Consider the following 11,309-nt stretch of genomic DNA (forward strand, 5'->3'; position numbering starts at 1 on the left):
GGCAGCGTGATTGGTGCATAGCGAGGTGACCGCTGGTCGGAGCTGCCCTGCCTTCGGGATGAGCGACGGTCCGAGACGAGAAGGGGACGCTTCGGTGAGTAACCGGGACATCAGGCAGGCGGCTCGGCGGGCAGCGTTAGAGGCTCAGACGAAGCAGCGTGCTGAACGTGCTCGGCGGGAGCGCAGGTTGAAGGATCTTGCGGTGCAAGTGTTGGTTGCGATTCGCGAGCGGGATGCCGTGGTGCTCGACGCCGACCGGCGGGCCGGCAGGGCGCTCACCGAGATGATCGACACCGGGCGACTCACGGCACACGAGGCGGCTCGATGGTGCGGCGATGAGGTGAATGCGCGTGAGGTTGCTCGGCTGCGGCGTGCAGCCGAGGCGACGAATCCGGCAGACCTCGAAGGGCCTTAGCTACTGAATGGCGTACACGGGGGTGACGCGACTACCAGCGCCAGACCACATCGAGGTGCGGTGCTGAGGTGGCGAGCACGCCACACGCCGACCCCGTGGACCGCGCTGCTGAACCATCTGGAAGGGTCCGTCTTGACGCCAGCTCTCTCCATGCGAATACACACGGATGGGCGGGCCGAGGTTAGGCGCGCAGCCGATGCCCGCGTGGGAGGACTCGAGTCGTCCGGCGGCCCTGTCCCAGGAACCGCGACAAGGCATCTCCTAGACCAACAGCTGCCACGTAGGTGTCTGCTGCGTCTTGGGCTGACAGCTCAGCGTGATGTGCGGACCACGGGACGAGATAGGACAGGCCGACGACAACGGCACTGAGGCAGCCGACCATGGCACGGCCCTGACTCATGCTCTGCGTGAGCGCCACGACGCCGACGATGGACCGCACACGCCACGCGAGCTTGACCGGTGGGAACCAAGTGACGATCACTCTGCCCACGCTTCCACTCACTAGCTGAAACGCTCTCCACGGTAGTAGCCAGAACCTGACAGCAAGGTCGTGCCGCGTCTGACCCAGTCGGATACGACCGATCGCGTGCGCTAGCACTGCGGCCACTTCGTCAGGCCGGGCTCGACCAGTAGTGATTGCTTCGACCAGACCCAGTGACATGACGATCGTGCGACGGCCAACCGCGTCCGCCCAGAGAATGTCGTGCCGAGCTCGCACGGTGAGCCGGATGTTGGGATCGAGGAGGTCGAACTCCTTCAGCACCGCCACCGCGGACCGAAGTGAGGCCGATTCGCAACCGCGCAGTGGCCGGGCCCGGCCTACGAATCGCACCGCGGCCGTTTCGCCGCGTCCCGAGGCGAGAATGCCGAGGAGCGAGAGTTCCGAAACGACCAAACCGGCGGCGACCGCACGTTGCGCGAGCGCGCACACGACGCTGACCGCGACCGTGCTCACCAGTCCGCCCACGCCGGTGCTGAGCACCCGATACCAGCTGTGGTGAGCCCGCACCACGCCAACCCTCCTCACCCAGCCACTCATGGGCCTACCCCAATCCAACGATCCGGTTCCGTCAGCGCGTGCCGTTCCCCTTAGGGCTTGAAACGCCAAGTTTGACCCGTGACCCGGACGGCACACCGAACTCATCCACAGGCAGCACATCGCGGGCGACGGCTGGGTGAGAACGCGAGCGGCCGACCGGAGTGTTTGAAATGTGTGTGGGAGGGGATGCGCCGTGAGAGACGACCCGTCTGCGCCGCGCGACGTGCAGGAGGCTGTCGCGGCGATCGCGCGAATGTTGCATTGCGCCGCGGCGCAGAGTTCTCGGCAGGCGAGTGCCGAGGGACCCCGATCGGCCCTCCATGTGCTGAGCCTCGCCGTGCATATCGCCGCAGCCGAGGTCGCGCTTCTCGTCCCGCCGGAACTAGATCCTTACTGGCCAAGGCCCGTTCAGGCCGACCCGCTCGAGTTGTTGCGTGCTGCAAAGCGGTTGTCCCGGACGGTGCCGGCTGGTGCCGAACGCACTGATCTTGAACGGGTATTGGCCACCCTCACCCATCTCCCGGACGGGACCCGCTCGTGAGTGCGGAAACGACAACGGATCAGCGTTCCATTGGTGAGCTGCTGTGGGACGCCGACTTCCGGGCGCGGGAACTGCTGCTCGACGTCGTCGGTGACGATGCACCCGCGATGCTGCGCACATGGGGCGAAGTGGTGCAGACAGCCGCCGAGCTGTGGTCCAAGCTCCCCGCAGTCTTGTCTCCCAACCCGGCCGAGGCAGCCACGATGCAGCGTCTGGAGGCAATGGGTAGGGCCCAACACAGATCGCAGTTGCGCAGTGGCTGGCCAGGCGACGGACCGCCCGACGAACGACTTCTCAAAATTGCGGACGCGTTCCACCGGGCCGGCCGGTTGGCGGCAGGGCCGGGCAGGCGGATCGTTCCGGACAGGGAGGACGTGCTTGACGATCTTCATGCGGCGAGGATGCGGGTGATGCACACGCTGTATGTCAGCGCCCACGCCGTCGGAGTCGCAGTCCACCAGCACGTTGAGGACTGCCGCGTGAACGCCGGCCGCCACGCCTCTGCGCGAGACCTAAGGGCGATCCCGCGCGGCCGGGATGCCGCTACGCGCATCGGTGCCCTTGAGCAGCTTGCCGGTGAGTATGTGGGCCGTCGCTTCAGCCGGGCCGTGGACGGGGAGCACTACACGCCACCTGCGGGGATGGGTCGGCTGAACTTAGCTTTGACGAGATGGGACACCCAGGTTCATCGGACGCTGGCGGCAACGCCCAGAGCGCCAAACCTGCATCTGGTCACTGCGACTCAGGGCATGATTGCGACTGCAAGCACCGCGATCCTGGCGGCGGCCGCATCCGCAGGACAGGTTGATGACGATGCTTACGAGCACCGCATCGCGACGGCTTTGGACGTCAATCAGCAGATGTGGGTCCGAGCAGCGAACCGCTGGGGCGCGTTGAGCAGCAGGGGCGAACGTGCCGACCCCGCTCTTGTCCAGTCCGCGAATGAGCTTCGAGCCGCACTGCATGAGATTGCGTTCGATCGGACGCGGTGGGCGGCCCCCCAGGTGGTGGCTGGACGGGTGGACCTGGGTGCCGCCGCCGCCACAGTGAGGCAATCAATGATCGCTGGAGCTGAGGTGGCGTGTATCTACCGAGACATCACCGATGAGCGAGACCTCGTCGGATCGGCCCGAACGATTGCGGCGTGGATACGTCCCGATGACGGCGCGCCTGGCGGTCATGCCGACCTACCCGTTGACGACGAAGCAGCGCTAGTCCCACCTCGCGAAATGCATGGCAACCGGGCGGTTGCTATCCCCGCTGTGGTTCGACGGACTCTCATTGCGGAGGCCACGCGGTTGGTCGACGCAAGCGAGGCTGCAATGTCGGCGAGCGGCGCGCTCGCTCAAGTGTTGCGTCAGCCACTCAACGAGAGCCAAGAGTGCTCCCGATGCGGACCCGGGCAGAAAGACCGGAGAGCCATCCTGGCGGAGCATGGCCGGCCGGCGAATCCGCCTCGCTGACCGCGTCTCCCGCTGAATCTTCGACCCGCGAGATGACCCGGTTGGCGGCTCGCGTACGTGCGGAGACGGGTGGGACCGCAGGGCTTCGGAACAGCTCGGGCAGCCTCAGAATTGTCGACATTCCGCCGCACGACCTGCCTCGATGAGACATACGACAATTGCATGTCGCTATGTCACATGGTTGAAGGGCTTGCGCAGGTTGACTGTCGCACGATTGGCCCAGGCGGTTTGTCCGGCGCTCATAACCGGGGGAGGCCGTCGGTGAGGGGCGAGGGACTCTCGTCGCTCGGGTGTCACCGAAATGGCGGCTCCCCGGAACTGTCCGATGGCAGCACCTGCGTTGAGACGTCCTCGTTAGCGCAAGTAGTCGCTGAGTCGCTCGGTGGCCCCCGGGACTACAGCCCAGCTGCGGCGATGTTTCCCGGGTCGCCCGAGCTGCTCGACAAGGCCGATGCGACGAAGGTCGTGCAGTGAACGACGGGTGGAGGGGACGCTCATCTGCGCTAGCTCGCACAACTGGAGCAGTGTGAGTGGTCCCTGTCGTTGGACGATGCCGAGAACGTAGAGGCGGCCCGCAGTGGCGAGCACTGCGAACTTCCTGCTGAGAGTGAGGGAGTCTTCGATAGGCATCCAGTCGCGCACCCGGTGGTCGGGCCACTCGGCGCCGGTCGGGTCGGTGGGGAAGTGTTCGACGGGTGGCCTGCCTCGTCCTCGGGAGTCCATGCTCGGACGGTAACGGCGCATGTGGCATCAACGAGCCGCTTCACACAGTTCTCACTGGCCGGGGCGCGAAAGGCCTCTATGCACCGCCCGGCACATGGATCGAGCGGTCATGGCTCCTACGCTCATCGCCGATGACGTGGGACCGCCTCCCGCCGCGGAGCGGGACTGGAACCTCCTCCGAATGAAGCCACGTCCGTTTCTAGACGTGAAACATCTAAAGGTCCGAGGTCCCGGTCAGACTGTGTCGGTTAACGTCCCTTCACCGGAATTGTTCACGGCACGGGTCGTCTGGGACGGTCCGTGCCAGCTCCCATCTGGCATGGGTTGACATCTTCGGGGTGCGCCGTGCGTGGTTCCCCTTGCGAAGCAAGGACTGGGGTTCTCGCCGAGCTTGGCCATTCACTGGCGCTCTCGCAACTCATCACGATCAGCGCGGTTACTCGGCGTTACGTTGTTCCTCGTGAGCACGAGTGCGGCACAGATGGCGATGTTCTTTCGCGAGATTGGCGCCGACGGCTCTGTCTGGACCATCGAGGATGACGACGGTGTGCCCGCACCTCGCGGGACAGACGGACACCGAGCAATGCCGTTTTGGTCCCTGCAGTCCAGGGCCGAGCGCATCATCAACCGCGCGCCAGAGTATGACGGCTTTCGAACACGGGAGATCCCTAGATCTGAGTTCGAACACCGATGGTTGCCAGGCGCATCTCGCCATGGGCTTCTCGTCGGTCTCAATTGGTCCGGCACACGAGTGGCCGGATTTGACCTGACACCAATAGATGTCCTGGATCGACTGCCCCGATAGCCATCCGCTTGCGGTCACCGCGGTGGCGAACAGATAGGTACCAGGGCTCTAGGTTGTCGATCGTGTACTCCTTCGGCCAGAGCGCTTTCCGTGTGCGACTGGACTGGGGACCAGCCGGCGCGCGGGCTTGCGCAGCTGACGTGAATTTGGTGGTTGACGTACTCAGTTTTTCTACGTCGGTATCGGTCGCAACAGAACGCGGCACGAGGGTGTATCCGTATCGCTGGAACGATCACCGCGCAACGGCTTTCGCAGCAGAACACGAAGCGGTGCTCGCGGTCGGGCGCCTGGAGGCGACGCAGACCGCAGCGGGCGATGCACCATCGCTTTCGCCATCTGGACTCCTGAGGTCCGACCCCGTCCCCAGGCTCGTGCTTCCCTCGCCCAATGGATCAACGATCGCTGCGGCACTCAACAGCACTGGCTCAACGGTCGCGATCGGTTGTTTGCGCAACGCACGTGCAGCCGGCGTCTGGGCAGTGGCTCAGTTGAACGCTGGCCGTTCGGTCGCTCTCATCGCTGCGGGTGAGCGGTGGAGCGTGGATGACTCACTGAGACCGGCCCTGGAGGATCACCTCGGGGTTGGTGCCATTGCCTCCCACCTCGTCTCCGCCGGATTTGTCCCCATGTGTAGTCCCGAGACTCTCGCCGCTGCCCATCTTTACGAGGCCACACCGGACCTGGGCAACGCCCTCAAAAACTGCGTCAGTGGACGTGAATTGGTAGCGCGTGGCTTCGAGGAAGACGTCGACGTCGCCGCGAGGCTTGATACCGCCACTGGCGTCCCGCTCCTTCGCGCGTCGGCCTTTAGCATCTGAGCCACCTCGACACCAGCGCGTATCACTATCCGCCTGCCACCCTGACCGGCAAGGAGAACAGAACCAACACCAGTTAAAGTCCCCGTCCCGGTCGCCGATTGGTCATGTTTCCCCGCACGCGGTGGATGGTCCGGTCCTCAGCGTTAACGACGTCGCGCACGGCCTAGAAGGATTTAGATGCTACGGCTGATCATCCGTCCCGAGCCGGTCGATGGCCAGCACTCTGATCAGTTAGGCCTCCCGTAAGCAGGATCACGAACGGTAGACGATCCTCATCCGGGTGCAATGTTTCGACGACGGGGGAAGTTGTGGCTAGCCCGCGCAAGCGGCAATATGTTTTTCAGATGGTTCGCATCGGAGCAATCGTGCTTAACGTGTCCAACACCAGCAGAGCGGCAGCCTTTTGGAGCCAGGCTCTGAGTTATCAACCGGACATCAACCCCGACTTCCTCGTGCCGACCGACAGTCGTGCGCCACACCTCCACCTAGACAGCGAAGATCGCACCCACATCGATCTATGGGCTGTCGATGAAGCCGATCAACTCGCCGAGACACAGCGACTGCTGCGGTTGGGAGCCACACGAGTTGACTGGAACTACCCCAAGAACGCTGACTTCATCGTGTTAGCTGATCCTGACGGCACCCTGTTCTGCGTGATCAACACCAGCGCCTAGAGCTGATCCCCAAGCTTGACCTGGTCCGGTAGGCGATCGGCGCCCGGTGACTCTGCGGGACTGTCAGACTGTCGCAAGTGCAAGACGTACGGGCCGGGTTGATCTCGGCATTTCACTGGCGCTCTGATCCGCCTGTCTGGCCCGAGCACCGGATCTACTACGCGGATGACAGCGCGTGGTGGCGCGAGCCCACCATTCTCGGCGAACTCGGGAGCTCGCTGGCTGCGTTGTTCTCCGATGAGCCACCCACTGTCGTCATGAGTCCAGAGTCGCGGGGATCGCTGCTGGGGCCGCTAGTAGCTACGCATCTGGGTATTGGCTTTGCAGAAGTCAGAAAGGGGGCGGAGCGGGCCTCAGATGATGAGGTGTGGCTACGGCGCCGCACACCGCCTGACTACCGGGATCGTCATCTAGAGATGGCAGTTCGTCGCTCTGTTCTTCGGACCGGCGACCGGGTGCTATTTGTCGACGACTGGGCCGCCACGGGAGCTCAAGCGATGGCCTGCCAGCAGCTGGCGGGCGATGCCGGCGCATCGTGGGTCGGTGCTGCAGTCATCGTGGACGGACTAGAGAACTCCGCCGATCGGCGATTGCTGATGCTCAGGTCACTCCTTCATCTTCGCGATCTTCGGCGCCGGTAAATAGAAGGAAAGAATCTATTGGGTAATCCCGCATACCGAACCGTGGCCGGGGAGAAAACGCGCCTCAGCCGCCCTCACCGGAGCCACGGGAGGACCTGTCTGGATCGGTGTCCTACACGGGACACCCAACTCGGTGCCGTCCGGGAGCCGATCGTCACGCGAAGCGTGACGATGAACGTCTAGTCTTCGACCCCTCGACCAACTGGTCTCAGTAGAACCGCAGCCTTCACGGGCCGCCCGAGGAGATTCATAATGGAATTGGACCTGCCCGAGGGGCTTAACGATAGAGACGCGCTGAGTCTCCTCATCGGACGGGTTGCTATGTCCCACGCAACTCTCGACATCATGTTGAACTTCTTGCACCGAGAGCTTGGAGGTCGTGGAGCAAGCGTTTACCTTTCGGCTGGCAAGAAAACGGCCGCGCTGATTAGCGACTGTCGGTTAATGGTCAAAAAGGTTGGTCTTGAGGAAGAGCATGCTGCTATTGGCCTCGCTGTTCTGACAGCGGCAAGCGAGGCGAATGCCAGCCGAAACCGCGTGGTTCACGACATGTGGATGACGGCATACGACGAATCAACTGGAACCCCCGTTCCGGGTAGATGGGTGACCGCGGGACAGTCGCGATCTGGCGCATTGAACCGCGTGATTGAGGCGGGCACGAAAGATTTGCAGTACGTCGCACGCGCTCACGAGCAGCAGATCGAGGCTGCAACGCGCGTGGTTTCGTTTCAGATGGCACTTGCTCACCTCATGCCCAGTGGTGCTTGGTTCGGGGTTCCCGACATGGAGAGTGCCCTGAGGGGCGATCTTGATGCTGCAAGGGGTAATTCTAGCTAAACGACGCGCGCAGACTAGTCCGCCATCGCAGCGTCGGAACAATCCATGCATGTCACGTCGACTTCGACAGGTCAGGGCATCGTGCGTCCCGCAGGTCTCGAACCATCGCCGGCGGCGCAACACGCGCTAGGGGTCGTTGCGGGGCCCAACACGATCTGTCCGGACCGGTGTCCTATCCGGGACATCCGACTCGCCTCCCGTCCGTAGACCGATCGCCGGTGGACCATCTCGATTTCGTGTTCGAGTGTGCTGAACTCGACAACGTGCGCGGAGAAGATGATCGAGGGCTTGATGTAGTGCTCGCGGTTGACGGTGAGCAGTTTCGAGTGCGACGGCTTCCAGGGACCCGGCCGACTTACAGCTACGACTGGCTCACGGGTGCCCGCTGGCCTTATGGCTTCACATCCAGCCCGTCCGACCACGAAAATTGGCCCCGCTCCGAGGACGGCCACTACAGAGTAATCCGCAGCTTCCTGGGGAACATGGACCCTGACACGGGGTATCCCACCGAGACCTGAGGAAGCTACCGCGGCGCACGGGTTCGAAGGCCGGACTGGTGCCGCACGGGGAACCATCGCCGGCGACGAAACGAGCGCGGAGCGTGGCCGGAGGCGTCAGGAGCCCACCCGTCCGGATTGGTGTTCCATATGGGACACCCACTCGCCGGCCGCCCGGAAGCCGATCCGGATACGGCGTTGGCTGCTCGGATGGCTCTTGCGTGCCATGTCTTTGATCGCTGAAATGATCCGATATATGGCACCCGACCCGGTTCAGCAGGTCCGTTCGCTCGTCGCGGGGATCGAGCCGGGCGACGATCTGACGGGTGCGCATCAGGCGGCCGCGCTGGACTGGTTGCGCAGAACACAGGACGTCTATCGCCGAGTGAAGCCGGCTACGCCATCCCCGCACCTGGTGTCGTACTTCCTGTTGGTCGACCGCGCGACCAACACCGTGTTGCTGTGTGATCACCGCCTGTCCGGCTTGTGGCTGCCCACAGGCGGTCACGTCGAACCAGAGGAGAACCCGGTTGATACCGTACGCCGCGAGGTCGCCGAGGAGCTCGGTATCAAGGCCCGGTTTGACGTCGAGACCGGTGCCACCCCGTTCTTCCTGACTGTCACCGACACCGTCGGGGACCCCACGACTGGTCATACCGATGTCAGCTTGTGGTTCGCCCTTGAGGGCCACCAAGGTCAAGCCCTGTACCCAGATGAGCGTGAGTTCAAGTCAGTGCGCTGGTGGACCATCAACGAGCTACACGCCGCGGCGCCCGACCGACTGGAGCCGCACCTCCTTCGCGCCATCAGCGCCCTGAAGCTCAGCACGGCGACTGTCAACTGAGCGATCGGCTACCGAACGCGTGGTGGGGCTGGGCTCGTTCGGACGATGAGAAATGCTTGATCGTTCTTTTCGCCGACGGGCCGGCGTACGAGGCGCGCTTCCTCGGTGAAGCCGGCCAGGGCCAGTCGTCCGGAGACGTGCTCTGCGGTGCGATCGAACCGCGTGAGCGTGACGGCGTAACCAAGCCTGCGGTAAGCGGCACCAACATCTGACACCCCGTTGCCCGCCTGGAAGGCCACCAGCATGACCCCGCCAGGTCGAAGGACGCGGCGAGCCTGCTCGAACACCTCTGGTAGTTCTGGGTCGGGAACGTGGATGATCGAGTACCAGTACAAGAGGCCATCGAACGTGGCATCGGCAAATGGCAGATTCGCGATTGAGGCAACCTGGGTCGCCAGGCCGGGGTGGTCACGCTGGGCCATTGCGATCATCCCGGGCGAGAGATCGACGCCGTGGACTGTGCATCCCCGGTCGGAGAGGTAGGCAGACATGCGACCTGGACCGCATCCAGCATCCAGCACATCGGCGGTCTTGCGACCCAGCAGGGAAATGAAGTGGTCGATCATTGCCAGATCCACCGGCTGCTCGGGCTCGGTGCCGGGAAACCGGGAGGCGTACTCCAACGCGACCGCGTCGTAGGCCGAGCGGACCTCACCGCTCAGGGTCTCGGGATCCATACCGACAGTGTTCCCTGCGGACCGTCGCACGGACGCACGCTGCTGCCGGAATGCGGCAACCATCAGCCCCGACCAGCCATCGCCTTGCGGCGGGCATTCCCGATCGGCTGGTGTTGCGTACGTTGTCGGAGTGCTTCCTACCTCGACGCCGCGGCTGCGGTTCAGGGAGATGACCCAGCAGGACCTCGACGAGATGGCCGCGCTGCTGTCCGACCCTGAGGTCATGCGCCATTACCCAGCTCCAAAGTCTCGGCAGGAGGCCAAGGACTGGATCGCGTGGAATGAACGAAACTACGCCGAGCACGGCTTCGGACTGTGGATCATCGAGCTCACCGACGGAACATTCGTCGGAGACTGCGGTCTGACGATCCAAAAGGTCGCAGGCGAGGGCTTGGTTGAGGTCGGTTACCACGTGAGCACTGCGTGGCAGGGCCGTGGCCTCGCCACGGAGGCAGCCGGCGCCGTACGCGACACCGCCCGGGATGCCGGCATCCCTCATCTAGTGGCGATCATCCGACCGGACAACCGACCCTCTCAGCGGGTCGCTCAGAAGATCGGGCTCCGCTTGGAACGCCAAATCGTCAAGAGCGGTGCGGAGGCCCTCATCTTCGGCGCCGACCTCTCAGCGGTTCCGTAGCCCGATCGGCCAGCGGGCAGTCAGGGCAAGTCGCCACGGTGGTGGATCATCACGAGGCTTGGCGATCCGTTAGGTGCATCTGGTCCGTGGCCAAGGGAGGTCCATCCACACCGTTGGTACAGCCGGCGGGCCGGGGTGTCCAGGTCCGTGGTGACCAACCAACAGGTAGGGCGATCACTGCCGGACATGACGCCCTGCAGCAACCGTGTTCCGAGTCCGTTGCGTGCCTCTGATGGCGCGACGGCGAGTAACTCAACAACCATGGAGTCCTCCAGGGCCGCGGCATTTCCGCCGAGCCGGTCCGCCAGTTTCTCCGACCATGAGTCGGTGGCTGTTTCCCAGCTCCACGGGTGTCCGTACGCGAAGCCAACCAGTGCCTCCTCGCGTCGTGCGGTCATGGCCACCGCGCCGGGAAGGTCACGTGCATGTTGGTACAGGCCGGCGAATAACCCTGCAACGTGCGGGGATTCACTCAATGGGGCCACCGCGGACGCCCTCGCATACAGGTCCTCAACCTCAGCGGCTGGTGGCATCTGAGACACAATCGCCGTCTGCTCCACCACTAGGTCATCCCGCATCCGCTCAGGGTTCATACGCCGAGATTCCCACGTCGATCAAGCCACGGCGCTCATCACCACTTACCCAGGCACGCGTCGTAAGCCGAACCGTCACCGGTCGGCGATCCGGTTGTGGCACGC

At 63.9% G+C, this 11,309-nt stretch carries 13 protein-coding genes; 9 read left to right on the plus strand and 4 right to left on the minus strand.

What is annotated here, in order from left to right; all coding sequences use genetic code 11:
* Positions 1–187 precede the first annotated feature (187 nt).
* On the plus strand, positions 188–415 hold the full coding sequence (locus J4030_RS15560; protein WP_208050146.1) for a hypothetical protein: 228 nt from the start codon (positions 188–190) through the stop codon (positions 413–415).
* A 181-nt stretch (positions 416–596) separates the two neighbouring features.
* Here J4030_RS15560 and J4030_RS15565 read toward each other — a convergent pair whose 3' ends face one another.
* Positions 597–1,427 carry a hypothetical protein gene (locus J4030_RS15565; protein ID WP_208050147.1) on the minus strand — a complete coding sequence of 277 codons (831 nt, stop codon included), beginning with the start codon at positions 1,425–1,427 and terminating at the stop codon, positions 597–599.
* Positions 1,428–1,991: 564 nt separating this feature from the next.
* Here J4030_RS15565 and J4030_RS15570 point away from each other — a divergent pair.
* Entirely contained in the window at positions 1,992–3,458 is a 1,467-nt protein-coding gene (locus J4030_RS15570) for a hypothetical protein (RefSeq protein ID WP_208050148.1), read from the plus strand.
* 354 nt (positions 3,459–3,812) lie between these two features.
* On the opposite strand, the gene J4030_RS15575 is transcribed toward J4030_RS15570, so the two are convergent.
* A complete protein-coding gene (locus tag J4030_RS15575) occupies positions 3,813–4,181 on the minus strand; it encodes an ArsR family transcriptional regulator (RefSeq protein WP_208050149.1) in 369 nt (122 codons plus the stop codon).
* A gap of 487 nt (positions 4,182–4,668) precedes the next feature.
* Here J4030_RS15575 and J4030_RS18685 point away from each other — a divergent pair, with 487 nt between their 5' ends.
* The 6 genes from J4030_RS18685 (at position 4,669) to J4030_RS15605 (ending at position 9,297) form a co-directional block, all read left to right on the plus strand.
* The gene (locus tag J4030_RS18685) at positions 4,669–4,986 is read left to right on the plus strand and encodes a DUF2750 domain-containing protein (protein WP_374222004.1); all 318 of its coding nucleotides are present in this window, start codon (positions 4,669–4,671) and stop codon (positions 4,984–4,986) included.
* Positions 4,987–5,126: 140 nt separating this feature from the next.
* Positions 5,127–5,804: a 2-phosphosulfolactate phosphatase gene (locus J4030_RS15585; protein ID WP_374222005.1), complete on the plus strand. Its 678-nt coding sequence runs from the start codon at positions 5,127–5,129 to the stop codon at positions 5,802–5,804.
* Between the two features lie 344 nt (positions 5,805–6,148).
* A complete protein-coding gene (locus J4030_RS15590; protein ID WP_208050152.1) occupies positions 6,149–6,478 on the plus strand; it encodes a VOC family protein in 330 nt (109 codons plus the stop codon).
* 77 nt (positions 6,479–6,555) lie between these two features.
* Positions 6,556–7,119, plus strand: coding sequence for a phosphoribosyltransferase family protein (locus J4030_RS15595; RefSeq protein ID WP_307864729.1), 564 nt, complete (start codon positions 6,556–6,558; stop codon positions 7,117–7,119).
* 252 nt (positions 7,120–7,371) lie between these two features.
* Positions 7,372–7,956: a hypothetical protein gene (locus tag J4030_RS15600; protein ID WP_208050153.1), complete on the plus strand. Its 585-nt coding sequence runs from the start codon at positions 7,372–7,374 to the stop codon at positions 7,954–7,956.
* Between the two features lie 753 nt (positions 7,957–8,709).
* A complete protein-coding gene (locus tag J4030_RS15605) occupies positions 8,710–9,297 on the plus strand; it encodes an NUDIX hydrolase (protein WP_208050154.1) in 588 nt (195 codons plus the stop codon).
* Between the two features lie 8 nt (positions 9,298–9,305).
* On the opposite strand, the gene J4030_RS15610 is transcribed toward J4030_RS15605, so the two are convergent.
* Positions 9,306–9,974, minus strand: a complete 669-nt coding sequence (locus J4030_RS15610) for a class I SAM-dependent methyltransferase (protein ID WP_208050155.1) — start codon at positions 9,972–9,974, stop codon at positions 9,306–9,308.
* 130 nt (positions 9,975–10,104) lie between these two features.
* On the opposite strand from J4030_RS15610, the gene J4030_RS15615 reads away from it, so the two are divergent.
* Positions 10,105–10,611, plus strand: coding sequence for a GNAT family N-acetyltransferase (locus J4030_RS15615; RefSeq protein ID WP_208050156.1), 507 nt, complete (start codon positions 10,105–10,107; stop codon positions 10,609–10,611).
* A gap of 20 nt (positions 10,612–10,631) precedes the next feature.
* On the opposite strand, the gene J4030_RS18690 is transcribed toward J4030_RS15615, so the two are convergent.
* A complete protein-coding gene (locus tag J4030_RS18690) occupies positions 10,632–11,204 on the minus strand; it encodes a GNAT family N-acetyltransferase (RefSeq protein ID WP_374222003.1) in 573 nt (190 codons plus the stop codon).
* Positions 11,205–11,309: the final 105 nt, after the last annotated feature.

This window comes from Allobranchiibius sp. CTAmp26, from assembly GCF_017565405.1.
Lineage (GTDB): Bacteria > Actinomycetota > Actinomycetes > Actinomycetales > Dermatophilaceae > Allobranchiibius.